A 24,703-nucleotide genomic window follows, 5' to 3' on the forward strand; every position below is an offset into this window, starting at 1 on the left:
GAGGGGTTCCTCGACCTGGACGTGCGCGTCACCTGCTCCTCCGGCACCTACATCCGCGCGCTCGCCCGCGACCTGGGCGCGTCCCTCGGAGTCGGCGGCCACCTGACCGCGCTGCGGCGCACCGCGGTCGGCCCCTTCTCCGTGGCGCAGGCCGGCGAGATCGACGAGCTCGACGTCCCCGCCGCGCTCCTGCCGCCGACGCTGGTGGCGGGCGAGCTGTTCCCCCTGCTGCGCCTCGACGCCCAGGAGGCGGGCGATCTCGCGAACGGCAAGCGCATCCCGGCCCCGGAGGCGGTGGCGGGCGCGAAGGGCCTCCTCGCCGCGGTCGGCCCGGGGGAGCGGCTGATCGGCCTCGCAGAGCGGCGCGGCACCCAGCTCAAGAGCGTCGTCAACTTCCCGACCGAGGACCTGCGGACGGCCGCCTCGTGATCGAGTGGTTCACGATCCTCCAGGTGGGGATCGCCGTCGCGGCCGGCCTGCTCTGCCTCGTGCTCGGGCTGCTCGCCCGCCGTCCCTCGGACGTCTCGGTCGGCGCGACGGCGATCGTCGAGCTGCTGCTGATCGTCCAGCTGGCGGTCGCGATCGTGTCGCCGCTGGTCGGCAACCGCCCGTCGGGGAGCCTGCCGGAGTACTACATCTACCTGATCTCGGCGCTGCTCCTGCCGCTCGCGGCCGGGTTCTGGGCGCTCATCGAGCGGAGCCGCTGGAGCACCGTGATCCTGGGCGTCGCCTGCCTCTCGATCGCGGTCATGGTCTACCGGATGCACCAGATCTGGTTCTTCCAGAGCGCCTGATCGGGCCCGCCACCGGGCCCGGCCCGGCGAGCGCCTAGCATGGACGTGCGATGTCGAAACCAGCCAGCGATGCGTCCGGACGGGCCGCTCACGACCCCTCAGTCCCCTCGGCCCCCGGGAGCGGAGAGCCGACCCGTTCCGCCCGCTCGCGCGGGATCGGCAGCCTCCTGGTCGTGGTCTACGGGATCCTCGCGCTCGCCGCGACGGGGCGCTCCGTCTTCCAGATCATCGACCGGTTCGACGAGGCGCCGCTGGCGTTCTCGCTCTCGGCGCTCTCGGCCGTCGTGTACATCGTCGCGACGGTCGCCCTGATCGTCCCGGGCCGCGCCTGGCAGCGCGTCGCGTGGGTGACGATCACCTTCGAGCTGGTGGGCGTGCTCGTGGTCGGCGCGCTCAGCCTCCTCGCTCCGCAGCTCCTCGGGCTCGCGAGCGCCGACCCGTTCGGGCGCCAGTCGACGGTGTGGGCGGCCTTCGGCGCCGGCTATCTGCTCATCCCGCTCGTCCTGCCCGTGCTCGGCCTCTGGTGGCTCCGCGTGCAGGGGCGGCGCACGCCCCGGGCGGCCGCCTGATGCGCGTCGAGACCCGCCCCGGCGACCTGGCCGGGATCGGACCCTCCGCCGTCACGATCGGCAAGTTCGACGGCGTCCACTCCGGGCACCGGGCCGTCATCGGCCGGCTGCACGAGCGGGCCCGCGAGCAGGGGCTCGCCGCCGTCGTCGTCACCTTCGACCGCAATCCGCTCAGCGTGATCGCGCCGGAGAAGTGCCCGCCCGTCCTGGTCGGCAACGAGCAGAAGCTCGAGCTCCTCGCGGGGACCGGCGTGGACGCGACGCTGCTGCTCACCTTCGACGAGGCGTTCCGGGCGCTCTCACCCGAGCAGTTCGTCGAGCAGGTGCTGGTGGAGGCGCTCGAGGCCCGTGTGGTCCTCGTCGGCTCCGACTTCCGCTTCGGCGCCCGGGGAGCGGGCGACGTCGACCTGCTGCGCGTGCTCGGCGGGCAGCACGGATTCGAGGTGGAGCTGATCGACGACGTGCGGCCCGAGGACGGCCGCCGCGTCTCCTCCACCTGGATCCGCGAGCTGCTGGCCGAGGGCGATGTGGAGCACGCGACGCGCCTGCTCGGGCACGAGCCCGTCGTCCGCGGCGTGGTCGTGCACGGAGCGAAGCGCGGCCGCGAGCTGGGCTTCCCGACCGCGAACCTCTCGCCGGAGTCGCAGGGCCTGATCCCGGCCGACGGCGTCTACGCGGGCCGGCTCACCACCGACGGCGTCACGCATCCCGCCGCGATCTCGGTCGGCAGCAACCCGACCTTCGTCGGAGTGCCGCCCAAGCAGGTCGAGGCGTACGTGCTCGATCAGACGCTCGACACCCTCGACCTCTACGACCGCGTGGTCGACGTGGCGTTCGTCGGCCGGATCCGCGGCCAGGTCGCCTACGAGGGCGTCGAGCCCCTCATCCGCCAGATGAACCACGACGTGGTGCAGGTCCGCGAGGTCCTCGGCATCGACTGAGCGGGATGCCGGGCGCCGCCTAGCAGGGGCCGCGGGCCCGCACCAGCGGGAGAGGTCCCGGGGCCATCGGCGTACCGTGGCCGCATGAGCGAAACCCCCTCCGACTCGGCGCGCCCCCTCGCGCTCGTCACCGGCGCGACCGGCTACATCGGCGGCCGGCTGACGCCGCGCCTCCTCGAGGCGGGCTTCCGGGTGCGTGTCCTGGTGCGCGACCCGCGCAAGCTGGTCGACGTGCCGTGGGCGGAGGAGGTCGAGGTCGCTCAGGGCGATCTCGGCGATCCGGAGTCGCTGGAGGCCGCGGTCGAGGGCGTCGACGTCCTCTATTACCTCGTCCACTCGATGGGCTCGGGCAACGACCACGCCCACTTCGAGGAGGTCGAGAGCCGCGCCGCGCACAACGTCGCCACGGCCGCGGAGTCGGCCGGCGTCGGCCGCATCGTCTACCTCGGCGGCCTGCACCCCGAGGGCCAGGAGCTCTCGAAGCACCTCCGCTCGCGCGCTGAGGTGGGCCGGATCCTGATGGAGTCGGGAGTGCCGACGATCGCCCTGCAGGCGGGCGTGATCATCGGCTCCGGGTCGACCTCGTTCGAGATGGTGCGCCACCTCACCGACGTGCTGCCGTACATGCCCGCGCCGCAGTGGGTGCGCAACTTCATCCAGCCGATCGCCGTGCGCGACGTGCTGCACTACCTGATCGGCTCCGCGTCGCTCGAGGACGCCGCGCTCAACCGCACCTTCGACATCGGCGGGCCCGACGTGCTCCGCTACGGCCAGATGATGAACGGCTACGCGGTCGAGGCCGGGCTCCCGCAGCGGCCGATCGCGTCCCTGCCGGTGTTCACCCCGTGGCTGGCCTCGCAGTGGGTCAACCTGGTCACGCCGATCCCGCGCTCGCTCGCGGTGCCCATCATCGCCTCGCTGCAGTACGACTGCGTCGTGCATGAGCAGGACATCCGCGCGCTCATCCCCGACCCCGAGGGCGGGCTGACCTCCTACCGCCGCGCCGTCCGGCTCGCGCTGGGTAAGATGCAGGCGGGCGAGATCGAGACGAGCTGGCAGAACGCGGAGGTCGTCGGCGCTCCCAGCGATCCGCTGCCGAGCGACCCGGAGTGGGCCGGCCACACGGTCTACGTGGACCTCAAGGAGCGCCGCACCCAGGCCGACCCGGCCAAGCTCTGGCGCGTCATCGAGGGCATCGGCGGCACCAACGGCTGGTACTCCTTCCCGCTCGCGTGGGTGATCCGCGGATGGATGGACCGCCTCGTCGGGGGAGTGGGCCTGCAGCGCGGGCGCCGCGACTCCGCGCGCCTGCACGCCGGCGACGCCCTCGACTTCTGGCGCGTCGAGGAGATCGAGCGGCCGAAGCTCCTGCGCCTGCGCGCCGAGATGAAGGTGCCCGGCGGGGCCTGGCTCGAGATGCGCGCCGAGCCCTCCGGAGACGGCGGCTCGGTCTACACGCAGCGCGCGGTCTTCTTCCCGCAGGGCCTCGCGGGCAGGCTCTACTGGTTCGCGATCCTGCCCTTCCACGGCATCATCTTCAACGGCATGGCCAACCGCATCACGGCCACCGCGGCCGACCTGCCGGACTCCGGCGACGAGCGCTCCCCTGGCGGGCGCCGGGTGCAGCGGTGACAATGGAGGGGTCCGGCGGCGGCGAGGCCGCCCGGGACGCCGACGAGAGGAGCACGATGAGCGAACGGTCGAGTACGGACGCGGGGCGCGGACTCCAGCTGGGGAAGGTCCTCTTCATCGGGGACAGCATCATCCAGGCGGGAGCCTGGGGCGAGTGGCTGACGGAGTCGACGGTCGTCGACGAGGGAGTCGGAGGGGCCACCACGGCGGACGTCGTCGCGCGGCTCGCCGAGCTGGTCGCGCAGGAGCCGGACACGGTGGTGCTGCTGATCGGCACCAACGACCTCGCCTGGCACCGCACGACGGAGCACGTCGTGCGCAACATCGAGACGATCGTCGCGACGTTCCGGCGCGATCTTCCGGACGTGCGCATCCTGGTGACCTCGGTCCTGCCGCGCGGACACGAGTTCGCACCGCAGATCCGCGAGATCAACCGCCACCTGTGGCAGTTCGCGCCCACGGCGCACGCGGGCTACCTCGACCTGTGGCCGGTGCTCGCGGGGGAGGACGGCGGACTGCTCGAGCAGTACTCGCCGGACGGCCTGCACCTCAACGAGGACGGCTACCGCGCGTGGCGCGAGGCACTGGGCCCGGCGCTCGAGGCGGTCGTGCGGATGCCTCCGCGGACCCGCCCGATCACGCTGCCCTACGACGAGTTCGCGCGGCCGAAGACGGCCTAGCGCAGCACCGTGGAGGGGGAGTCGACCGCAGGGTCGGCTCCCCTTCCGTCATTCCGCGGCCAGGGCGGCCTCGAAGGCCGCGAGGGCGTCCGCGGAGAAGAGGACGAACCGGACCTCGTCGAGTGCGCCGTCCGCGGTCGCCTCGCGGACCGTCTCCACCGCGATGCGCGCCGCGTCGTCCATCGGCCAGCCGTAGACGCCCGCCGAGACGGCCGGGAAGGCGAGCGTCCGCGCACCGAGACCGACGGCGGTGCGCACCGACTCGCGGTAGGCCGAGGCGAGGACGGCGCTGCGGTCCTCCCACCGCGAGTGGACGGGACCGACGGTGTGCACGACCCAGCGGGCAGGGAGGCGGCCGGCGGTCGTGGCGACCGCGGAGCCGGCGGGCAGACCGTCCGGCAGCTCGGTCCCGCGGAGCCGGCGGCACTCGGCGAGGATCTCCGGTCCGCCCGCGCGGTGGATCGCGCCGTCGACGCCGCCGCCGCCGAGGAGCGACGAGTTCGCCGCGTTCACGATCGCGTCGACGTGCTCGCGGGTGAGGTCGCCGCGCACGGCTCTCAGGGTGGTCACGACTCGTCCTCCAGGCTTCGTCCGAGGGCAGCGATCGCCGCAGGTCCCACGCGGCAGCAGCCGCCGATCAGATCCGCTCCCGCCGCGCGCCAGGAGGCGACCAGCGCGGGGTCGAAGGCCGCGTCGCCTGCCCAGCGACGCTCGACGGCGTCCCACTCCTCGCCGCTGTTCGGGTACACGACGACCAGCTTGACGGTGACGGAGCGGGCGATGCGGACCGCCTCGGCGACGTCGCCGGGCGGGCAGCAGTTCACTCCCACGCCGACGACCTCCTCGGAGGCGGCGGCGACGGCGAGCGCCTCAGCCAGGGGCTCGCCGGCCGCGGTGCGGCCCGAACGGCCGCTCACGCAGATCCAGGCGGGGACCGAGGAGCCCGCGAGGGCCTCCACGACGGCCCGCACCTCCCGCACCGACGGGATGGTCTCGACGGCGAGCAGGTCGGGCCCGGCCGCGGCCAGGGTCTCCAGGCGCGGCCGGTGCCAGGCGGCGAGCTCGCCGACGGTGAGGCCGTCGTCGCCGCGGTACTCGGAGCCGTCGCCGAGGCTCGCGCCGTAAGGGCCGACGGAGGCGGCGACCCAGCCGCTCTGCGCGCGCCGGGCCAGGTCGACGCTCTCCCGGAGGGCGCGCTCCGCGAGGCCCGGGGCCAGGCCCGCGGCCGCGAATCCGCTCGCGGACACCTGGTAGCTCGCGGTCACCGCGACCCGGGCGCCCGCCTCGGCGAAGGCGCGGTGCGCGGCGACGACCCGGCCGGGCTCCTCCAGCAGGACCCGGGCGCTCCAGAGCGAGGAGTCCACCGCGGCGCCCTGCGCCTCCAGCTCCGTGCCCAGGCCCCCGTCGAGCAGCAGCGGGCGCACCCGCGCCGCGGCGACGAGGCCGGCGGTCACGAGCGGTTGTTGGAGAGCTCGAAGATCTTCACGAGCTCGGCGATCGCCGCCTCGCGGGCGTCTCCGCCCTCCTCGAACATCGCGGTGATGTGCGTGCGGAGGTGGTTCTCGACGATGAGCTTGTTGAGCGAGCCGAGCGACTTCTGGATCGCGAGGGACTGCGTGACGATGTCGACGCAGTAGTCCTCGTTCTCGATCATCCGCTCGAGGCCGCGCATCTGGCCGCCCAGGATCCGGGCACGGTGCAGCGAGCGCTTCTTGAGGTCCTCGATCACTCCTCCAGCCTACGCGCCGCAGGCGGTACCCGGGCGGGGTATGCGCGCCTACGATCGAGGGGTGAGCACCCGCAAGCCGTCCCGCGCGACCGCCGCCCGCTACCCCTCGCGCGACCGCGCCCGCATGGCGCTCGCGCCCGGGATCCTCGGCGCGATCGTGCTGCTGGCCGGGCTCGCCCTCGTCGGCTCCGACGCCTACGACTTCATCCGCTACCCGGTCGCGATCCTCGCGGCGGTCATCGGCTGGTTCGCGATCCAGGCGCGCGCACTCCTCTGGCTGATCGGGCTCGTCCCCGTGCTCGTGCTGTGGAACCCGGTGCTGCCGTTCGCGTTCCCGGACGCGATCTGGTTCTCGCTGAGCCTCGCCGCGGTCGGCGTCTTCGTGGCGGCGGGTCTCGTGATCCGCGTCCCGACCCCGGAATGACGACGAGCGCGACCGTCCGCGCGGCGGAGCGCCGACCGGACCGCCCCGAGGAGTAGACTGGCGCCGCACCCGCACGCCGGGGATGCTGCGACCGGGTCCCAGACCCGTTGCTCGGAGCTCCCGACGGCCACCGGATGCACCGACGCCCGACGCCTCCCCGGAGGCGATCCGGCGGATGCACGGCGACGGCAGCGCGCGGGAACCCCTCCTCCGCCCCCCGTCACACATCGAGGAGGAGCATGGCTCGCAGCGGCCAGCGTCAGTCCGGTCAGACGCGACGAGCGTCGAACGCCGCCGGGAGCCGACCCCGATCGCGCTCGCGCGGCGTGGACAACGCGGGGATCATCCCGATCCTCGCCCGCCGCGTCCGCGAGGTGGAGGCGAAGGCCCAGACCGGCAAGGTCGGGCCGACCAACCGGACGAAGTTCCTGGTGATCGCCCTCCTGATGCGCGAGGAGCGCAAGCGGGTCAAGGTCGATCCCTCGCTCAGCGACGCGCAGCGCGCCGAGGAGATGAAGCGCCTCGACGGCATCGCCACGATCCTGGCCAAGACGGCCGCCCGCGACACCAGCCTGATCGCGCTGCTCGAATCGGAGGCCGGCGTCACGGCGGCCGCGCAGAAGCTCCGCCGCGACTGGCTGCTCGAGGCGGGCGCGGAGCTCAGCCCCGACGAGCTGCTCATCGTGACCGAGCCGGAGCCCAAGCCCGAGGTGCCGGTCAACCAGGTCGTGCCGCAGTCGGTGCGCGCCCGCCAGCTGGCGAACCCCTTCCTCCCGCCGGACTTCTCGATCGCCGAGGCCTCGGCTCCGGCGCCGCGCCGCAGGCTCGACGACTGGGAGCTGCTCGGGCCGCTCTTCAAGGCGTTCGAGTACGGAGCGGGCGGACGGGCCGCGAGCATGGAGCTCCCGGAGCCGCCGAAGCTCGACCGGGTCTCGCCGCGCGGCCGCGAGCTGATGCCGCACCAGGCGCGCTTCATCGAGAGCGCCCGCGAGGGGCACCGCAGCTTCCTGCTCGCCGACGAGCCGGGTCTGGGCAAGACCGCGCAGAGCCTCCTCGCCGCCTCGGTGGTCGGGGCGTACCCGCTGCTCGCGGTGGTGCCGAACGTGGTCAAGATGAACTGGGCGCGCGAGGTCGAGCACTGGACCCCGCAGCGGCGCGCCACGGTCATCCACGGAGACGGCGGCACGCTCGACGCGTTCGCCGACGTGGTCATCGTCAACTACGACATCCTCGACCGGCACATCGGCTGGCTCGGGAGCCTGGGCTTCCGCGGCATGGTCGTCGACGAGGCGCACTTCATCAAGAACCTCCGCTCGCAGCGCTCGCAGAGCGTGCTCGCGCTGGCGTCGAGGATCCGCGAGACCACTCCGGGGCACGATCCGCTGATGATCGCGCTGACCGGCACCCCGCTGATCAACGACGTCGACGACTTCCGCGCCATCTGGCGCTTCCTCGGCTGGATCGACGAGACCAAGCCGGGACCGGAGCTGATGGGCCGCCTCGAGGAGACGGGCCTCACCCCCGCCGACACGGGCTTCTACCCGGAGGCGCGCGAGGCCGTGATCGACCTCGGCATCGTCCGGCGCAAGAAGATCGACGTCGCCGCCGACCTGCCGTCGAAGCGGATCGTCGATCTGCCCGTCGAGCTGGACGACGACCTCGGCCGCTCCATCCAGAAGGCCGAGCGCGAGCTCGGCGCCCGCATGCTGCAGCGCTTCAGGGCGGTCACCTCCTCGATCACGCACGAGCTCGACGACGACGAGCGCGAGCGGTTCATCCGCATCGTGGCGCAGAGCGAGCTCGAGGAGTCGAAGTCGGCCAAGACCGGCGAGAACGTCTTCACCATGGTGCGCCGGATCGGCCAGGCCAAGGCGGCGCTGGCCGCCGACTACGCCTCGCAGCTGGCCCGCTCGGTGGGCAAGGTCGTCTTCTTCGCGAAGCACATCGACGTGATGGACCAGGCGGAGGACACCTTCGAGAAGCGCGAGCTGACGTCCGTCTCCATCCGCGGCGACCAGACCGCGGCGTTCCGCCAGACGCAGATCGACGCCTTCAACGAGGACCCGGACGTCTCTGTCGCCGTCTGCTCGCTCACCGCGGCGGGAGTCGGCGTGAACCTGCAGGCGTCGTCCAACGTGGTGCTCGCCGAGCTGTCGTGGACCTCGGCCGAGCAGACGCAGGCGATCGACCGCGTGCACCGCATCGGCCAGGAGGAGCCGGTGACGGCGTGGAGGATCATCGCGGCGCACACGATCGACGCGAAGATCGCGGAGCTCATCGACGCCAAGGCCGGTCTCGCCGCCCGGGCGCTCGACGGCGCGGACGCCGAGACGGCCTCGGCCGACACGGTGCAGCTGGACGCCCTCATGCACGTCCTGCGCGAGGCGATCGGCTGAGCGCACCCGACCGGGCCGGCTGAGAGCTCAGCCGGTCCGGGCGAGCGGTGCGGCGAAGAAGTCCTTCTCGAACGAACTCGACCGCAGGAACGCGTCCCTCATCGCGGCGCGCTCCCTCGGTGAGGCGTCGCGGGCGGCCTGCTCCGTGAACTCGATCGCCCGCTCGGTGGCCGTCGCGAAGACCGGGTCGCCGTAGGTGAGCAGCCAGTCCGCGTACGGGTGCTCGGGGTGCCCGGAGGCGGCGAGGCGCGACCCGACGTCGGCGTAGAGCCAGAAGCAGGGGAGCAGGGCGGCGACGATCTCGCCGTAGCCGCCGCCCGCGGCAACCGCGAGCAGGTGGTCGGTGTAGCCGCGGGTCACGGGCGCGGGAGTCGCGTCCCTGGTCCCGAGCCGGTCGCGGTGCAGCTGAGCCTCCGCCGCGAGGGCGGACGCCGAGCCCTCGGCCCAGAAGACCTGCTCGGCGGTGGTCGGCGCGCGTTGCGCCGCCACGGCCAGGACGCGGGCGTACTCGGTGAGGTAGAGAGCGTCCTGCTCGAGGTACCACTCGAAGTCCTCCCGCCCGAGGGAGCCGTCGCCGAGGGCCCGCACGAACGGGAGCGCGTCGATCTCGTCGCGGAGGGTCCGCGTCCGCTCCCAGACGTCCGCGCAGAACGCCGGAGGACGTTGCCGGTGGAAGTGGTCGATCGGGCCGTTGCCGGAGCCGACCTCGAGAGCGTCGGCGGCGCGCAGGGCGCCGGTCAGCCACTCCTTGGCCTCCGTCAGCGCCTCGACCAGGGCGTCGGAGGAGGCGTCGCGCCCGGCCAGGAGCGTCGCCATCGCGGACGAGAGCGAGCACCCGGTGCCGTGCGTGTTCGAGGTGGCGACGCGCTCGCCGGGGACCTCGCGCACGAGGCCGTCGGGGGTGACGATCGCGTCCGGGGTGGCGGGGCCGTCGAGGTGGCCGCCCTTCACCAGCACGGCGGCCTCGAGGGCGCGGGCGAGTGCCGCTCCCTGCGCGAGCGCGGCCGGCCAGTCGGAGGCGGTCGGCTCTCCGGCCAGCACGCCCAGCTCGGGGAGGTTCGGCGTCACCAGGTCGGCGCGGCGGAGCAGGTCGCGCACGGCGTCCTCCGCCTCGGGAGCGAGCAGCCGGTGACCGCTGGTCGCGACCATCACCGGATCCACGACCACGACGGGCGGGCGGACCTCGTCGAGCCACTCGGCGACGACTCCGGCGTACTCGGCCGTGGCGAGCATCCCGATCTTCACCGCGTCGATCGTGACGTCGTCGCTCACCGCGTCGAGCTGCTCGCGGAGGAACGCGGCGGGTGGCAGGTGCACGGAGCGGACACCGTGCGTGTTCTGCGCGACGAGCGCGGTGACGACCGCCATGCCGTAGCCGCCGAGCGCGCCGATCGACTTGAGGTCGGCCTGGACGCCTGCACCGCCGGTCGGATCGGTGCCAGCGATGCTGAGGACACGGGGGACGCGGGCGCCGGCGGTCACCGGTCCCACTCCGCTCGGATCAGGCGGGCGGCCGCCGCGGGGTCGGCGGCCGTGCAGAGCGCCGACACGACCGCGAGGCCGGCCGCACCGGCGAGGCGGAGTGGCCCCGCGTCCGCGGCTCCGACTCCGCCGATGGCGACGCAGGGCAGCGCCGTGGCCGCGGCGAGGGCGGCGAACCCGTCGACACCGAGGGGAGCGGGGTGGTCGGGCTTGGTCGCGGTGGGCCGGATGACGCCGACGCCGAGGTAGTCGACCGTCCCCGCGGGCAGGGCGCGGACGGCGGCGAGGTGCTCGGGGGTGTTCGCTGTGAGCCCGATCACCGCGTCGGGTCCGAGCAGCGAGCGGGCGGCGGTGACGGGGAGGTCGGACTGCCCGAGGTGGACGCCGTGGACGCGGGCGCCCGCGAGGCGGGCGGCGAGGGCGACGTCGACGCGGTCGTCGACCAGCAGGGTCGTGCGCTCGTCGAGGACGGCGGCGACGGCCCGGGTCAGGGCGACGAGCTCGGCGGCGGAGGCGTCGTGATCGCGGATCTGCACGGTCGTGACTCCGCCTCGGACGGCGGCAGCGGCCACGGCGGGCACGCCGCGCGGGCCGCACTGGGCGGTGTCCGTGACGAGGTAGAGCGAGAGGTCGAGGCTCATTCGATCCGCGCCCCGGCCTCGGCGTCGGCCGGCTGGAGGGCAGCGAGGGCGTCGAGGAGGCCGACGGCGAAGGACCCGGGACCGCTGCTCGCGGCGGCGGCCCGCTCGGCGGCGAGGCCCCAGACCGCGGAGGCGCTGACGGCCGCGTCGAGCGGGCGGGCGCCCGCGCCGAGGAACGCCGCCATCACGGCGCCGAGCGCGCAGCCGCCGCCGGTCACGCGGGTCAGCAGCGGGTGGCCCCCCGTGACCCGGACGATCCGCTCGCCGTCGGTGACGAGGTCGACCGCTCCCGAGACGGCGACCACGCCGCCGGTGCGGCGGGCGAGGACGCGGGCGGAGTCGAGCGCCTGCTCGGCGGTGTCGACGGCGTCCACACCGCGGCCGCCCGCACCGGCTCCCGCGAGGGCGAGGATCTCGGAGGCGTTGCCGCGGATGATCGCCGGCCGCGCCTCGAGCAGGTCCACCGCCAGAGCGGTGCGGACGGGCAGCGGGCCGACGGCGACCGGATCGAGCACCCACGGGGTGCCGGCGCGTCCGGCCGCGGCGACCGCCTCGCGAGCACCCTCGCGCTGCTCCGCTCCGGGCGTGCCGAGGTTGACGAGCACCGCGGAGGCGAGGCCCGCGAAGACGCCCGCCTCGCCGGGCAGGTCGCACATCGCCGGGCTGGCGCCGAGGGCCAGAAGGCTGTTGGCGGTGAAGCCGGTGACGACCGCGTTCGTGATGCACTGCACCAGGGGCCCGGCGGCGCGGAGCTCGGCGAGATCGCGACCCACGGAGGCCGGGTCGGGCGCCGTGTCGGCGGGGAGGGTCGGGTGGACAGGCGTGCGAATGCTCATTCGCGACATCCCTTCGCTAGTACGAACTAGATCAGGTTCAACGGGTCTTCTCTCAGCCCTGGCGGGCACCCCGTGTCACTGCGCACGACCCTAGCAGCGGGCGCGGGCGCGCTCGCTGCTGCAGTGCGAGAGGAGGGAGCGGGCCGTCGTCGCCCCTTCGCCCGGGAGCGGCCGCTCAGCCGGTGAGGATCGTCGAGTCGCCGTGCGGCCCCACCGCGACGCGGAGGCCGATCGGCAGCCGCTCGCGCATCGCGTCGACGTGGCTGATCAGGCCGATCGTCCGACCGCCCGACCGCAGCTCGTCGAGCGTGCTGAGCGCCGTCTCGAGCGTCTCGGCATCGAGCGAGCCGAAGCCCTCGTCGATGAACATGGTCTCGAGCGAGATGCCGCCGGACTGCGCCGTCACCACATCGGCGAGGCCGAGGGCGAGGGCGAGCGAGGCGAGGAACGTCTCGCCACCGGAGAGCGAGGCGGGCTGCCGGCGGACGCCGGTGAAGGCGTCGAGCACGTCGATCCCGAGGCCGGAGGCGGCGCCGCGGTAGGCGAGCGAGTCGTCGTGGGCGAGGGCGTAGCGGCCGCTGGTCATCGCGTCGAGGCGGAGGTTCGCCGCGGTCACGATCTCCTCCAGGCGTCCGGCGAGGGCGAAGGCCTCGAGGTCCATCCGGCGCGTGTTCTGCCCCCGGCCGGAGACGGTCTCGGCCAGCGCGCGCAGCTCCTCGTGGCGGCGGAGGCGCTCACCCAGCACCGCGAGGCGGCCCGCGGCCGTCGCGGTGAGCTCGGCCAGGCGCTCCGAGCGGTGCTCGAGCACGGAGAGGCCGGCTCGCGCCTCGTCGCGACGGGCGGAGGCCTCGCGCGAGCGCCCCTCGGCGTCGGCGAGGTCGACGGGCGTGCCCGGCAGTCCGCGGAGCTCCGGGTCGGCGAGCACCGCCTCCGTCGCGCTCCGCCGTCGCTCGTGCTCGGCGACGACGGCCTCGGCCCGCGCCCGGTCCCCGCTGGCCAGCGCGGCCGACTCGGCCTCCTCGGCGGTCGTGAAGCCGCGCTCGGCGAGGACCTCGGCGAGCTCCTCCCGGGCGGCGGCGGCGGCCTCGGACCGCGAGACGGCCGCCTCCTCGGCCTCGACCAGGGCGACGGCACGACGGCGCTGGGCGTTCAGCTGCTCGACGCGCGAGGCGACGCTCGTCGCGCCGTCGCGGAAGGCCTCGACGCGCTCCCGCAGCAGCCGCAGCGCTTCAGCGGCGAGGGCGGACTCGTCGGCGCGGGCGCGGTGCTCCTCACGAGCGGCGTCCCGCCCGGTCGTGAGAGCGTCGATCCGGGTGCGCAGCCGGATGCGCTCGCGCCGCAGCTCCTCCATGCGGGCGGCGGCGCGGCGCGCCGAGGCGAGCCGCTCCTCGTGCGCCGGGCGGAGCGACTCCGGATCCGCGTCCTCGCCCACGCGCTCCTCGAGCGCCGCGAGAGCCCGAGCCGCGGCTCCCTCGCGCTCGCGGGCGCCGTCGAGGGCGGCGGCGGCGCGCTCCACCGCGACGCGGGCCCGGTCGAGGTCGTCGGTGCCGACCGTCGTCGGGCCGTCGTGCTCGGCCGGGCGGGGGTGCTCGCACGAGCCGCAGACGGGGCAGGGCTCGCCCGGCTCCAGCCGCTCGGCGAGCTCCCCGGCAAACCCGGCGAACCGGCGCGCGATCAGGGCGGCCTGCTCCGCGGCGCGTTCGCCGTGGATGCGCGCCGCGTCGGTGTAGGCCGTGCGGAGCCGCTGCAGGCCCGCCGCAGTGAGATCGCGCTCGAGGGCCGCGGCGATCCTCCGTTCGAGCGCGGCGAGCTCGTCGACGCGCGCGGGGACGGCGGCGGCCTCCCCGGCCAGGGACTCCTCCTCGCCGGCGAGCGCGTCGACGCGAGCGGGCAGCTCGCGCAGCTCCGCCTCGATCCCGGCGAGCGCGGTCGCCGCCGCCTGCTCGGCGCGCGCGGACCGCTCGGCGACGCGCTCCGCGTCGGGGAGCCGGCGCTCCTCGGCCAGCGCCTCGGTGAGGGCGCCGAGGACAGCGGCGAGCCGTTCGGCCGTCTCGGCGGCCGGGCCCCCGGACGCGTCCCCGTAGGCGTCGGCGGCGAGGTCGCGCTGCTGCCGGGCGGCCCGCTCCTTCTCGGCGGCTGCCCGGGCGGAGCGGAGCAGCGGCAGCACGCCGTCGGCCCGGCGCGCGCGCTCGATCGCGGCCCGCTGCTGCTCGACGTGCGCCTCGGCGACCACGAGCTCCTCCGCCTCGATGAGGGCGCGCCGGCGCCGCTCCTGGCCCCGGGCGATGCGCCGTGCCTCGTCGAGAGCGGTGCCCGCGGCCTCGTGCGCCGCGTCGGCCGCGGCGGAGCCGGCCCGGGCCGCCTCGAGCGGAGCGGCGAGCCGCGCCGGCAGCCCGGCGAACCAGGCGGCGTCCGGCAGAGGCGGCTCGGCTCCGTCATCGAGGAGCCGGACGGCCTCGTCCGCGAGCGCCGTCACGGTCGCGCGCTCCTCCTCGAGCCCGACGGCGCTCGCGTCGCGCTGCTCGAGCAGGCGGCGGCGGAGCAGATCGAAGCGCTCGGTCGCGAAGAGCGTGCGCAGGAGCCGCTGCCGGTCGTCGTTCTTCGCGAGCAGGAACTCGTGGAAGCGGTTCTGCGCCAGCAGGATCACCTGGAGGAACTGGTCCTTCGTCAGGCCGACGATCCGGCCGATGTCGGCGCCCACCTCCTTCGCGCTCGACGAGAGCCCGACCCAGGTGCCGTCGACCTGCTCCAGCAGCTCGACCTTCGCCGGCTGGGTCGTGATGCCGGTGCCGCGCCGTTTCGGCCGCTCGTACTCGGGCGAGCGCCGGACGCGGTAGACGCGCCCCGCCGCCTCGAAGTCGAGCTCGGCGAAGGTCTCGTCCTCGGGGCCGCTGTGGTCGCTCCGGAGGCGCGAGGCGGTGCCGTCGAAGCGGGGGACCGAGCCGTAGAGCGCGAACGCGATCGCGTCGAGGATCGTCGACTTGCCCGCTCCGGTGCGCCCGGCGATGAGGTACACGCCCACGTCCTCGAGCCGGTCGAAGTCGACGCACTGCTCGGCGCGGAACGGTCCGAGCCCGGCGAAGGCGAGCCGGCGGATCCTCACCGCAGAGCCTCGGCCTCGACGGCAGCGAGCGCGTCGAGGGTGAGGGCGCGCTCGGTGTCCGTGGCGCCGTGGCCGCCGCGGACGTGGGCGAGGAAGTCGTCGACGACCTCGACGTCGCTCCGCCCCCGGATCCGCTCGGCGTACGCGCGCGGCTCGGCCGCGGCGTGCGGGGGCCGGTGCTCGAGCGTCGCGCAGCCGGGGAAGCGCGACTGCAGGCGCGCCATCGCGTCGAGCGGGCGCACGGGATCGGTGAGCACCGCCGAGACCCAGTCGCCCTCCACCTCGGCCAGGGAGGGATCGCGCAGCAGCTGCTGGAGCTCGCCCTCGATCACGCTGAGCCTCCTCGGCACGGGGAGCGGCGACCACTCGACGCCTTCGAGCCCCTCGGGCCCGATCGTCACCAGCCAGGCGCCGCGCGGCTTCGACGCCTCGCCGAACGAGTAGTGCAGCGGCGCTCCGGAGTAGCGCACTCCCGGCAGCAGCTCGGCGCGTCCGTGGATGTGCCCGAGCGCCGCGTAGTCGGCCGCGGCGAAGTGCTCGACCGAGACGTAGTCGAGCCCGCCCGCCGTGATGTCGCGCTCGAGGACCGCGGCCGGGGCTCCGACCGCGAAGCAGTGCGCGAGCACGACCCAGGGACGGCCCGCCGCCTCAGCGGCGGCGCGCACCCGCGCCATCGCGAAGGCGAGCACGTCCTCGTGGCGGCGCAGCTGCTCCTCCGGGTGCCGGTGGCGGTAGAGGGCGGGCTCGAGGAAGGGGATGCCGTGGACGCCGACCTCGAGGCCGGACGCGTCGCGCAGCACGACCGGCTCGGCGTACGCCTTGGGGTCGGTGAGGACGTGGACGCCCGCTCCGCGCAGGAGCCCGGCCTGGAAGCCGAGCCGGGCGGGGGAGTCGTGGTTGCCGCTGGTGAGGACGACCTCGGCGCCGGCCGCGCGGATCGCCTCGAGCGTGCGGGTGAGGAGGGTGTAGTGCTCTGCGGCGGGCACGGCGGAGTCGAAGACGTCGCCGGCGATCAGCACCGCGTCCACGCGCTCGGCCCGCACCGTCTCGACCAGGGCCTCGAGCACGGTCGCGAGCGCCGCCGTCGTGGAGTGCCCGTGGAAGGTGCGGCCGATGTGCCAGTCCGAGGTGTGCAGCAGCTTCACGGTCGTCCTTCCTCTGCGTCGTCCGGGGGAGTGCCTCCAGGCTAGTGAGGCCCTCCGACACCGGCGGCGCAGCGGACACCTCCCGTTCACCGGGAGGTGCACAATAGGGCGTCGGTCGAGCAGAGGAGATGGTCGTGAAGCTGCCCCGCGTCCCCGCGACGATCCTGGGTCTGGGCTCGCGCACCCGCGCCGCCGCCGAGGACACCGCTCCCATCCAGCGTCTGCGCCCGGACGACGAGCCGGCCCGCACCAGCACGGTCGACAACGCGATCTACCAGGACGGCCGCCGGGTCGTCTCTCCCGGCAGCATCCCGGAGGCGCTCGCCGCCCTGCAGAAGCTGCCCGACGCGATGGCGTGGATCGGGCTGTACCGGCCGAACGCGGCCGAGCTCGCCGCGCTCGAGGACGAGTTCTCGATGCACCCGCTCGCCCTCGAGGACGCGATCAGCGCGCACCAGAGGCCCAAGCTCGAGCGGTACGGCAGCGACATGTTCGTGGTGCTGCGCGCCGCCAGCTACTCCGACCAGCGCGAGGAGGTCGACTTCGGCGAGCTCCACCTGTTCGTGGGGTCGAACTTCGTCGTCACGGTCCGCCACTCCGAGAAGCCCGACCTCTCGCTGGTGCGGCGGCGGATGGAGGCCGATCCGGAGCTGCTGCGCGTCGGCCCGGTCGCCGTGCTGTACGCGATCCTCGACGCCGTCGTGGATCAGTACTCGCCCGTCGTCGCCGGTCTCGAGAACGACATCGACGAGATCGAGGCGCAGGTCTTCGAGGGCGACCCGGCGGTGTCCCGCCGCATCTACGAGCTCAGCCAGGAGGTGCTGGACTTCCAGCGTGCGGTCGCTCCGCTGACCGGCATGCTCGGGCGGCTCGTCACCGACTTCGAGGTGTTCCAGTCGGATGTGGAGCTGCGCCGCTACATCCGCGACGTCGCCGACCACGTCGCGCTCGTCACCGAGCGGGTCGACGGCTTCCGCACCACGCTGCGGGAGATCCTGGCGGTGAACGCGACCCTCGTCGCCCAGCGCCAGAACGAGGACATGAAGAAGCTCGCGGAGGTGGGCAACCAGCAGAACGACGAGGTCAAGCGGATCTCCGCCTGGGCGGCCATCTTCTTCGCGCCGACCATGATCTCGAGCATCTACGGCATGAACTTCGACGTGATGCCCGAGCTGCACGTGGCGTGGGGGTACCCGGCGGCGCTCGCGGCGATGCTCGCCTCGAGCGTGGTGCTGCACCGGCTCTTCAAGCGGTGGGGCTGGCTCTGAGCCCGCGTCCCGCGACGTGTCAACACCGTGACGGTCCCGGAGGCTCCGCGTAGCGTCGCTCGCGGGCCGTCCGGCCCCTGAACGGAGGGACTCCCGATGACTCCGGAGGACACGACCACGACGGCCCCGCGGCCCCGCTCCCTCTGGCGGGCGGGCGCGGCTCCGATCCCCTCCGACGAGTTCATGCCGGGCGCGCACTTCGATGACGTCGTGGTCGGCGCCGGACTCACCGGGCTGGTCACCGCGCTCCTCCTGCAGCGGACCGGCCGGCGCGTGCTGGTGCTGGAGGCGCGGGAGGTCGGCGCGGTCACGACCGGGAACACGACGGCGAAGCTCAGCCTCCTGCAGGGAGCGCACCTCTCCCGGATCGCGGAGCGCAACATCCCCGCGGTGACCGAGGCCTACGTCGCGGCGAACCTCGCGGGCTTCCGCTGGCTGCTCGACTACTGCGAGGGCGCGGGCGTGCCGGTGCAGAGGCGCACCGCCTACAGCTACGCGCAGACGCCCGAGGGCGTGGACGCCGTTCTGAAGGAGCACGCGACCGCGCGCCGCTTCGGCCTCGCGACCCGCCTCGTCGGCGAGCTCGACGTGCCCTTCCCCAGCACGGCGGCCGTGGCCCTCGACGACCAGGCCCAGTTCGACCCGATGGACGTCCTCACGGCGCTCGCCGCCGACTTCCGCGCCGCCGGGGGCACCCTGGTACAGGGCGTCCGGGCCCTCGGGATGCGAGCGACCGCTCCTGTCCGGGTCCGCACCAGCGCGGGCCCGGTGACCGGGGACCGGGCCTACCTGCTCACGGGCGCGCCGATCCTCGACCGCGGCCTCTACTTCGCCAAGATCGCCGCGCTGCGCTCGTACGCGGTCGCGTTCCGCACCGACGCGCCGATCCCCGACGGCATGTACCTCTCGGTCGACGAGCCGTCCCGCTCGGTGCGCGACGCCGAGCGCGACGGCGAGCGGCTCCTCCTGATCGGCGGCAACGGCCACCCGGTGGGGCGCAGGCCCGTCACCTCGGAGGCGGTGGACGACCTGGTCGCCTGGACGCGGCGGTCCTTCCCGGGGGCGGAGCCGGTCGCGCAGTGGAGCGCCCAGGACTACGAGCCGTTCCACCGTGTGCCGTTCGTGGGCTGGCTGCCGCGGGGCCGCGGACGGATCTTCCTGGCGACCGGCTACGACAAGTGGGGGATGACCAACGCGGTGCAGGCCGCGATGACGCTCGTCGCCGACCTCGAGGGCGGGACGCCGGCCTGGGCGAGGACGCTGCACCGCCGGCCCACGCTGCCGCGGGTGATGGCGGAGGGGCTCGGCGCCGGGCTGGCGGTGGGCGCCTGGTACGCCCGCGGCTGGTCGGCAGCGCTCCGCGCGCCCCGCTCGGCCGGGGTGGTGCCGGCGGAGGGCCAGGGCTCGCTCGCCCGCGACGGCCTGCAGCCCGTCGCTGTCTCCACCGTCGAGGGGAGGCGCTGCGCGGTGTCGGCGGTGTGCCCGCACCTGGGCGGGATCGTCACCTGGAACGACTCGGAGCGCAGCTGGGACTGTCCGCTGCACGGCTCCCGCTTCGCAGCCGACGGGACGGTGCTGGAGGGGCCGGCGGTCGAGCCGCTCGCCCCGCTGGGCTAGGCCGGCCGCCGGCTCCGCGGAGCCGAGCCGGCGGCCGGCCCCGCAGAGCAGGCGGCTCAGTCCTCGTCCGCTCCGGGCTCCGCGACCTCGTCGCCGTCCGCGCCCGAGGCATCGCCGGTCGTGTGCAGATCGGTGTCGCCCGGGATGCTGAAGTCGCTCAGCGGGTCCAGGGGCTTCTTGTCGTCGATGTCGTCGCTCATGCCTGCCACCCTACGAGCGTCCGGCGAGGCGCTGCACCGCGGCGACCGGGATCGACAGCCACTCCGGCCGGTTGCGCGCCTCGTAGATCGCCTCGTAGACGGCCTTGTCGAGCTCGAACGCGTCGAGCACCGCCCGGTGCGCGGTGACCGCGTCGCCCGCTTGCTCGGCGTAGCCCTCGAGGAACGCGGCACGGCTCGCCGCCGCCCACGCCGCCCTCGAGGCGCCCGGCTCGGCCTGCTCGTGCGCACCCGCCGCGTAGTCGAAGGAGCGCAGCATCCCCGCCACGTCGCGCAGCGCCACGTCGGGAAGACGGCGCTCGTGCATGGGCCGCAGCGGCTCGCCCTCGAAGTCGAGGAGCACCCAGCCGCGATCGGGCACGGACAGGACCTGCCCGAGGTGGTAGTCGCCGTGGATGCGCTGGAGCCTCGGCCACGGCGCGGTCTCGGCGGCGCGGAACACGGCCTCGATCGCCTCCGAGTCCTCGGCGATCACGGGGACCTCTGCCGAGGCGATGCGCAGGCGACGGCGCATGGCCGCGACCATCCGCTCGACGACCTCGGACGTGGTGTCCTCGGTCGGCATGACCTCCGCCAGCGTCGCGTGCACCTCGGCGGTGGCGCGGCCCAGCTCGCGGGCGGGTCCGGTGAAGTCGGAGTCGGCGGCGACCGCCTCGAGGGCGACGCGCCACGCGTCCTGGACCCCGGGGAGGAACTCCTGCGCGAAGGCGAGGTGCCCGAAGGCGCGGCCCGTCTCCTCGCCCTCGTCGTCCCACTCGCCGGTCACGTTGCCGATCACGGGCGGGACGAGGGCGCTCCCGGCGGCGTTGAGCGCCGACTGCACCGTCACGTCCGGGTTGTCGCCGTGGTGGAGGGCGCGGAAGACCTTGACGATCACCGGGGTCGCGTCGGATCCGTCGTCGGCGGTGGTGCGGACGATCACCGAGGTGTTCGACTGCTCGCCGCTGAGCACCTTCGAGGACGCGAACGCCCCGATCGCGGCACCCGGCTGCCGGTGGCCCTCGGCGCGGGCGCCGCCCTGGGCGCCGTCCTCGTCGGAGCGGCCACCGTCGGCGATCATCCCGAGCAGGGCGCGGGCGAACACCGGGTCGCGCGGAGCGTCGTACACGTAGTGCGCGTCGTCGGAGTAGACGAGGGCGTCCTCGAGCCCGGGCACCGGAGCCGCGTGGACGGTCACCGGCACCTGGTACAGCACCGGGCTCGTGCCTGCCCGGTCGATGAAGAGGTGGTCCACCACCTCCGCCTCTCCGGGGTGCAGCGACCAGGCGCCGCGGACCTCCAGCTCGGGGCGCCGCCCCTTGCTCGCGTACCACCTCTGGTCCGCCACCCATGCGGCGATGCGGTCGATAGACAGGCCTGCGCTCATGCTCTTCCCTCCGTCGGCACCCCGAACCCTACTGGCCGCGGACGACGGGCGGAGGGGCTTGCGGCGGGGCGCTCAGGCCAGCTCGAGCACGTCCAGCGTCCAGGCGTACTCGAACGCGATCTCGCGCCAGCGCTCGTAGCGTCCGCTCACCCCGCCGTGTCCCGCAGTCATCTCGGTGCGCAGCAGCGCGGGAGCGCCGACCTCGCGGAGCCTGGCCACCCACTTCGCCGGCTCCACGTAGAGCACCCGGGTGTCGTTGAGGCTCGTCGTCGCGAGGATCCGGGGGTACTGCACGTCCTCGCGGACGTTCTCGTAGGGCGAGTACGACTTCATGTAGGCGTAGACCTCGGCGTCGTGCAGCGGGTCGCCCCACTCGTCCCACTCGATCACCGTGAGCGGGAGCGACGGGTCGAGGATCGAGGTGAGCGCGTCGACGAACGGGACCTGCGCGAGGACGCCGGCGAACGCCTCCGGGGCGAGGTTCGCGACCGCGCCCATCAGCAGGCCGCCGGCCGACCCTCCCTGCGCGACCAGGCGGTCCGGAGTGGTGAAGCCCGCGTCGACCAGGTGCCGCGCCGCGGAGACGAAGTCGGTGAAGGTCGTCCGCTTCGCCAGCGTCTTCCCGTTCTCGTACCAGGAGCGGCCCATCTCCCCGCCGCCGCGGACGTGCGCGACGGCGAAGACGACGCCGCGGTCGAGCAGCGAGAGGCGCGCGATCGAGAAGCCCGGGTCGATGCTCGCCTCGTACGAGCCGTAGCCGTAGAGGAGGAGCGGCGCGGGGGCCGAGTCCGGATCGGCGGCGTCGCGGCGCCAGACGAGCGAGAGCGGCACCCGCGTGCCGTCCTCCGCCACGGCCCACTCCCTCCTCTGCACGTACAGCGCGGGGTCGTAGTCGCCGAGCACCGGCTGCTGCTTGAGCACCGTGCGCTCGCCCGTCGCGACGTCGAGCGCGAGCACGGTCGAGGGGGTGACGAACGAGGTGTAGGCGAGGCGGAGGGAGGGCTGCTCCCACTCCGGGTTCCCCGCCAGGCCCGCGTCGTAGAGCGGCTCGTCGAAGACGATCTCCTCGAGCCGCGCTCCGGCGCCGTCCTCGCGGAGCAGCCCGAGCCGGGTGGCTCCGTCGGCGCGGTACGAGACGACGACGTGCCCGGCGAAGGCGTCGACGCCCTCGATCCGGCGACCCTCGCGGTGCGGCACCACCACGCGGCGCTCGCGGGCCCGGGCGTCGGCGTCGAGCGACAGGTCGGCCGGCTCCTCGACGATCTCGAAGTCGAGGGCGCCGTCGTTGTGCACGATCAGCAGGCGGTCGCGCCCGTCGACGACGGCGTGCTCGACCTCGTACTCCACGCCCTCTCGGCGCGGCCACACCGAGCGGAAGGAGCCGGTCGGGTCGGACGCGTCCAGCAGCAGGCACTCGCTCGTGATCTTGCTGCCGATCTCGATGACGAGGAAACGGCGGCTGCGGGTGAGGCCCACGCCGATCCAGTAGCGCTCGTCGGGCTCGGCGAAGACGACCTCGTCCGGGGTCCCGGCGCCGACCTCGTGCCGCCAGATCGTGTCGGGGCGCCAGGACTCGTCGACGGTCGGGTAGAAGACGAAGCGCGCGTCCGCGCCGAAGGTCGCTCCGCCGCCGGTCCCCTCGATGACGTCCGGCAGGTCCTCGCCGGTCTCGAGGTCGCGGATGCGGAGGGTGTAGCGCTCGTCGCCCTCGACGTCGGTGCCGAAGAGCAGCCGTCGGCCGTCGGCCGAGACGTCGAAGCTGCCGAGCGAGAAGAAGTCGTGCCCCTCCGCCTCCGCGTTGCCGTCCAGGACGACCTGCTCGCCCTCGAGCGGACCGCCCTCGGCGATCGACGGCGGCGTCCAGTCGTCCGGCCCGCTGATCGGCGCTCGGCAGTGCACGGCGTACTGGCGGCCCTCGTAGGAGCGCGAGAAGTACCACCAGGAGCCCTCCCGGACGGGGACCGAGAGGTCGGTCTCCTTCGTCCGCGAGCGGATCTCCTCGAACAGGCGCTCGCGCAGCGGAGCGAGAGGAGCCAGCACCGCCTCGGTGTACGCGTTCTCGGCCTCGAGGTGCGCGATCACCTCGGGGCTCTCCTTCTCGCGCAGCCACTCGTAGTGGTCGACCACCACGTCGCCGTGGTGGCGGCGCTCGAGGGGGACGCGGCGGGCGACGGGCGGAACGGGCGCGGTCATCGCTCCAGCCTAGGGCGAGGGCGCCCCTGGCCGCCCGGGGTGCCGCAGCGGCGCCGGGCGTGATCACAATGGAGCATGGCCAGCGGTGCGGAGAACGAGTCGGCGACGTCCCGGGCGGGCGGTGCGCGGAGAGTGCAGACCGAGGTCGAGCGCAAGTACGACGTCGACGCGGGCACCCGGCTGCCCGACCTGTCCGGCACCGGGAGCGTCGCGAGCGTCCGCACGGAGGAGCCGGTGACCCTCCGCGCCGAGTACTTCGACACCGCCGAGCGCGCTCTGTCCCGGGCGCGGATCACGCTGCGCCGCCGCGAGGGCGGATCCGACCAGGGCTGGCACGTCAAGCTGCCCGGTTCCTCCGGCCGGACCGAGATACACGCGGAGCTCACGGCCTCGCGCACGGTCCCGTCCGCCGTCCGCGAGCCGGTGCTCGGGCAGGTGGGGCGCGCGCCGCTCGAGCCGCTGGCGCTGCTCGAGACGGTCCGCTCGATCACCCGCGCCCTCGACTCCCACGGGCGGGAGCTCGCCGAGGTCGCCGACGACCTGGTGACCGCTCGCGACCAGCGCACCGGCCGCGAGCGGCGCTGGAGGGAGTGGGAGGTCGAGCTCGTCGACGTCCCGGGGGACGAGGGCGAGCGGGTCCTCGACGCGATCGAGCAGCGCCTCCTCGCCGCGGGCGCCCGTCCGGCCGCCAGCGCCTCCAAGCTCGCCCGGGCCACCGGCGGCCCGATCGAGGAGACGGTCCCGGATCCCCGCAACGGCGGGGAGGCGGCGCTCGCCGCGGTCCGCTCGCTCCTGCGCGAGCTGCGCGCCGTCGACCCGCGGGTGCGCCTCGAGGCCGACGACGCCCTGCACCGGATGCGCGTGCTCGCGCGCCGGCTCCGGTCCGTCCTCGCCGCTTCCCGCTCCGTGCTCGACCGTGCGGCGACCGACCCCGTGCGGGACGAGCTGCGCTGGCTGGGAGGGGTCCTCGGCGCGGCCCGCGACCAGGAGGTGCTCGCCGAGCGGTTCCGCGCCTCCCTGGCGGCCGTCGAGGGCGCCCCGAGCACCCCCACCGCCCTGCTGGAGGAGATCGAGCACCGGCACGCCTCGGCGCTGCGCCGCGTCGACCGCACTCTGCGCGGCGGCCGCTACCTCGCGCTCCTCGCCTCGCTCGACGCCCTGCTCGCGGATCCGCCCCGCACCGCGCGGGCGGGCTCGAGCGCGACGGCGCTGGTGCGCCGCTCCGTCGCGAAGGACCTCGCGCGCATCTCCGCGGCGGGCTCCGCGGCGGCCGGCGGCTCGCTCGAGGCTCGTCACGACCTGCGGAAGGCGGCGAAGCGGCTCCGCTACACCGTGGAGGCGTGGCGGGCGGTCGTCCCCGAGGCCGTCGGCGCCCGGCGCCGCTCGCTCGCCGAGGCGGGCGAGGACCTCGCCGACGCCCTGGGGGAGGAGCGCGACGCGCTCGCCGCCCGTGCGCTGATCCTGGCGGAGGCCGATCGCAGCGGGGAGGGAGCCTTCGCGCTGGGGGTCGTCGCCGCCGAGGAGCGGCACCGCGCCAGGCGGGCCGCGAAGGCCGCGGAGAAGGCGGGGGACCGTCTGGGGTCGCTCTCGCGCTGACCGTGCGGCCCCGCGGTCGCTGTCAAGCCGACGGCCCGGTCACACGGACGAAATCCACGGCGGATAATGTGAA

Annotated in this window: 21 protein-coding genes, 1 pseudogene and 1 riboswitch; of the genes and pseudogenes, 11 read left to right on the plus strand and 11 right to left on the minus strand. The window is 74.5% G+C overall.

Annotated features, from left to right (window positions below; all coding sequences use genetic code 11):
- The 6 genes and pseudogenes from C5C36_RS10695 to C5C36_RS10720 all read left to right on the plus strand — a co-directional run.
- Window positions 1-429: pseudogene (locus tag C5C36_RS10695) on the plus strand (tRNA pseudouridine(55) synthase TruB); the annotation flags it as partial.
- Window positions 426-794, plus strand: a complete 369-nt coding sequence (locus C5C36_RS10700; RefSeq protein WP_104223058.1) for a hypothetical protein — start codon at window positions 426-428, stop codon at window positions 792-794. The pseudogene C5C36_RS10695 and the gene C5C36_RS10700, both read left to right, overlap by 4 nt.
- Before the next feature lie 50 nt (window positions 795-844).
- Window positions 845-1,363 (plus strand): hypothetical protein, encoded by a 519-nt coding sequence (locus tag C5C36_RS10705; RefSeq protein WP_258064086.1) that lies wholly within the window; start codon window positions 845-847, stop codon window positions 1,361-1,363.
- Window positions 1,363-2,304 (plus strand): bifunctional riboflavin kinase/FAD synthetase, encoded by a 942-nt coding sequence (locus C5C36_RS10710; RefSeq protein WP_104233805.1) that lies wholly within the window; start codon window positions 1,363-1,365, stop codon window positions 2,302-2,304. Before C5C36_RS10705 ends, C5C36_RS10710 begins: the two co-directional genes overlap by 1 nt.
- An 84-nt stretch (window positions 2,305-2,388) precedes the next feature.
- The gene (locus tag C5C36_RS10715) at window positions 2,389-3,936 is read left to right on the plus strand and encodes an SDR family oxidoreductase (protein WP_104246567.1); all 1,548 of its coding nucleotides are present in this window, start codon (window positions 2,389-2,391) and stop codon (window positions 3,934-3,936) included.
- A 56-nt stretch (window positions 3,937-3,992) separates the two neighbouring features.
- Window positions 3,993-4,616 (plus strand): GDSL-type esterase/lipase family protein, encoded by a 624-nt coding sequence (locus C5C36_RS10720; RefSeq protein ID WP_104225671.1) that lies wholly within the window; start codon window positions 3,993-3,995, stop codon window positions 4,614-4,616.
- Between the two features lie 48 nt (window positions 4,617-4,664).
- Here C5C36_RS10720 and C5C36_RS10725 read toward each other — a convergent pair whose 3' ends face one another.
- From C5C36_RS10725 to C5C36_RS10735, 3 genes are read right to left on the minus strand one after another with little or no spacing between them, the layout of a single operon-like run.
- Window positions 4,665-5,186, minus strand: a complete 522-nt coding sequence (locus tag C5C36_RS10725; protein WP_104246566.1) for an O-acetyl-ADP-ribose deacetylase — start codon at window positions 5,184-5,186, stop codon at window positions 4,665-4,667.
- Complete coding sequence (gene mmuM / locus C5C36_RS10730) at window positions 5,183-6,070, minus strand: homocysteine S-methyltransferase (RefSeq protein ID WP_104309729.1); 888 nt, start codon at window positions 6,068-6,070, stop codon at window positions 5,183-5,185. Before mmuM ends, C5C36_RS10725 begins: the two co-directional genes overlap by 4 nt.
- The gene (locus C5C36_RS10735; RefSeq protein ID WP_104223062.1) at window positions 6,067-6,345 is read right to left on the minus strand and encodes a metal-sensitive transcriptional regulator; all 279 of its coding nucleotides are present in this window, start codon (window positions 6,343-6,345) and stop codon (window positions 6,067-6,069) included. Before C5C36_RS10735 ends, mmuM begins: the two co-directional genes overlap by 4 nt.
- A 61-nt stretch (window positions 6,346-6,406) precedes the next feature.
- Here C5C36_RS10735 and C5C36_RS10740 point away from each other — a divergent pair, with 61 nt between their 5' ends.
- Window positions 6,407-6,769: a DUF6804 family protein gene (locus tag C5C36_RS10740; protein WP_258059290.1), complete on the plus strand. Its 363-nt coding sequence runs from the start codon at window positions 6,407-6,409 to the stop codon at window positions 6,767-6,769.
- A 239-nt stretch (window positions 6,770-7,008) separates the two neighbouring features.
- The gene (locus tag C5C36_RS10745) at window positions 7,009-9,165 is read left to right on the plus strand and encodes a DEAD/DEAH box helicase (protein ID WP_104225603.1); all 2,157 of its coding nucleotides are present in this window, start codon (window positions 7,009-7,011) and stop codon (window positions 9,163-9,165) included.
- 27 nt (window positions 9,166-9,192) lie between these two features.
- Here C5C36_RS10745 and thiD read toward each other — a convergent pair whose 3' ends face one another.
- The 5 genes from thiD to C5C36_RS10770 all read right to left on the minus strand — a co-directional run bounded on the left by thiD (window position 9,193) and on the right by C5C36_RS10770 (window position 16,372).
- Window positions 9,193-10,647 (minus strand): bifunctional hydroxymethylpyrimidine kinase/phosphomethylpyrimidine kinase, encoded by a 1,455-nt coding sequence (thiD, locus tag C5C36_RS10750; protein ID WP_104309753.1) that lies wholly within the window; start codon window positions 10,645-10,647, stop codon window positions 9,193-9,195.
- Complete coding sequence (gene thiE / locus C5C36_RS10755; protein ID WP_104291503.1) at window positions 10,644-11,288, minus strand: thiamine phosphate synthase; 645 nt, start codon at window positions 11,286-11,288, stop codon at window positions 10,644-10,646. The genes thiD and thiE overlap by 4 nt, the downstream gene beginning before the upstream one ends.
- Entirely contained in the window at window positions 11,285-12,124 is an 840-nt protein-coding gene (thiM, locus tag C5C36_RS10760) for a hydroxyethylthiazole kinase (protein WP_104309730.1), read from the minus strand. The genes thiE and thiM overlap by 4 nt, the downstream gene beginning before the upstream one ends.
- Window positions 12,116-12,207: riboswitch (TPP riboswitch) on the minus strand. (Overlaps the previous gene by 9 nt.)
- A 92-nt stretch (window positions 12,208-12,299) precedes the next feature.
- A complete protein-coding gene (locus C5C36_RS10765; protein WP_104309731.1) occupies window positions 12,300-15,227 on the minus strand; it encodes an AAA family ATPase in 2,928 nt (975 codons plus the stop codon).
- A complete protein-coding gene (locus C5C36_RS10770; protein WP_104309732.1) occupies window positions 15,224-16,372 on the minus strand; it encodes an exonuclease SbcCD subunit D in 1,149 nt (382 codons plus the stop codon). The genes C5C36_RS10765 and C5C36_RS10770 overlap by 4 nt, the downstream gene beginning before the upstream one ends.
- 128 nt (window positions 16,373-16,500) lie before the next feature.
- Here C5C36_RS10770 and C5C36_RS10775 point away from each other — a divergent pair, with 128 nt between their 5' ends.
- Together C5C36_RS10775 and C5C36_RS10780 are read left to right on the plus strand one after the other, a co-directional pair.
- Window positions 16,501-17,640: a magnesium and cobalt transport protein CorA gene (locus tag C5C36_RS10775; RefSeq protein ID WP_104223070.1), complete on the plus strand. Its 1,140-nt coding sequence runs from the start codon at window positions 16,501-16,503 to the stop codon at window positions 17,638-17,640.
- A 96-nt stretch (window positions 17,641-17,736) separates the two neighbouring features.
- Window positions 17,737-19,257, plus strand: coding sequence for an FAD-dependent oxidoreductase (locus C5C36_RS10780; protein ID WP_104309733.1), 1,521 nt, complete (start codon window positions 17,737-17,739; stop codon window positions 19,255-19,257).
- 56 nt (window positions 19,258-19,313) lie between these two features.
- On the opposite strand, the gene C5C36_RS17625 is transcribed toward C5C36_RS10780, so the two are convergent.
- From C5C36_RS17625 to C5C36_RS10790, 3 genes are all read right to left on the minus strand, one after another.
- Window positions 19,314-19,457 (minus strand): hypothetical protein, encoded by a 144-nt coding sequence (locus C5C36_RS17625; RefSeq protein WP_181133803.1) that lies wholly within the window; start codon window positions 19,455-19,457, stop codon window positions 19,314-19,316.
- A gap of 10 nt (window positions 19,458-19,467) precedes the next feature.
- Complete coding sequence (locus C5C36_RS10785) at window positions 19,468-20,841, minus strand: phosphotransferase (RefSeq protein ID WP_104262519.1); 1,374 nt, start codon at window positions 20,839-20,841, stop codon at window positions 19,468-19,470.
- A 72-nt stretch (window positions 20,842-20,913) separates the two neighbouring features.
- Window positions 20,914-23,034, minus strand: a complete 2,121-nt coding sequence (locus tag C5C36_RS10790; RefSeq protein ID WP_104309734.1) for a S9 family peptidase — start codon at window positions 23,032-23,034, stop codon at window positions 20,914-20,916.
- Between the two features lie 75 nt (window positions 23,035-23,109).
- Between C5C36_RS10790 and C5C36_RS10795 the strand changes: the two genes are divergently transcribed.
- Window positions 23,110-24,630 carry a CYTH and CHAD domain-containing protein gene (locus C5C36_RS10795; protein WP_104309735.1) on the plus strand — a complete coding sequence of 507 codons (1,521 nt, stop codon included), beginning with the start codon at window positions 23,110-23,112 and terminating at the stop codon, window positions 24,628-24,630.
- The last annotated feature ends 73 nt before the right edge of the window (window positions 24,631-24,703 follow it).

It is taken from the genome of Rathayibacter sp. AY1G1, assembly GCF_002932095.1.
Taxonomy (GTDB): Bacteria; Actinomycetota; Actinomycetes; order Actinomycetales; family Microbacteriaceae; genus Rathayibacter.

Coding starts and splice junctions, on each gene's coding strand:
- C5C36_RS10705 (WP_258064086.1), top strand. CDS start 845: ATGTCGAAACCAGCCAGCGATGCGTCCGGACGGGCCGCTCACGACCCC.
- C5C36_RS10710 (WP_104233805.1), top strand. CDS start 1,363: ATGCGCGTCGAGACCCGCCCCGGCGACCTGGCCGGGATCGGACCCTCC.
- C5C36_RS10715 (WP_104246567.1), top strand. CDS start 2,389: ATGAGCGAAACCCCCTCCGACTCGGCGCGCCCCCTCGCGCTCGTCACC.
- C5C36_RS10720 (WP_104225671.1), top strand. CDS start 3,993: ATGAGCGAACGGTCGAGTACGGACGCGGGGCGCGGACTCCAGCTGGGG.
- C5C36_RS10745 (WP_104225603.1), top strand. CDS start 7,009: ATGGCTCGCAGCGGCCAGCGTCAGTCCGGTCAGACGCGACGAGCGTCG.
- thiE (WP_104291503.1), bottom strand. CDS start 11,288: ATGAGCCTCGACCTCTCGCTCTACCTCGTCACGGACACCGCCCAGTGC.
- thiM (WP_104309730.1), bottom strand. CDS start 12,124: ATGAGCATTCGCACGCCTGTCCACCCGACCCTCCCCGCCGACACGGCG.
- C5C36_RS10775 (WP_104223070.1), top strand. CDS start 16,501: ATGGTCGTGAAGCTGCCCCGCGTCCCCGCGACGATCCTGGGTCTGGGC.
- C5C36_RS10780 (WP_104309733.1), top strand. CDS start 17,737: ATGACTCCGGAGGACACGACCACGACGGCCCCGCGGCCCCGCTCCCTC.
- C5C36_RS17625 (WP_181133803.1), bottom strand. CDS start 19,457: ATGAGCGACGACATCGACGACAAGAAGCCCCTGGACCCGCTGAGCGAC.
- C5C36_RS10785 (WP_104262519.1), bottom strand. CDS start 20,841: ATGAGCGCAGGCCTGTCTATCGACCGCATCGCCGCATGGGTGGCGGAC.
- C5C36_RS10790 (WP_104309734.1), bottom strand. CDS start 23,034: ATGACCGCGCCCGTTCCGCCCGTCGCCCGCCGCGTCCCCCTCGAGCGC.
- C5C36_RS10795 (WP_104309735.1), top strand. CDS start 23,110: ATGGCCAGCGGTGCGGAGAACGAGTCGGCGACGTCCCGGGCGGGCGGT.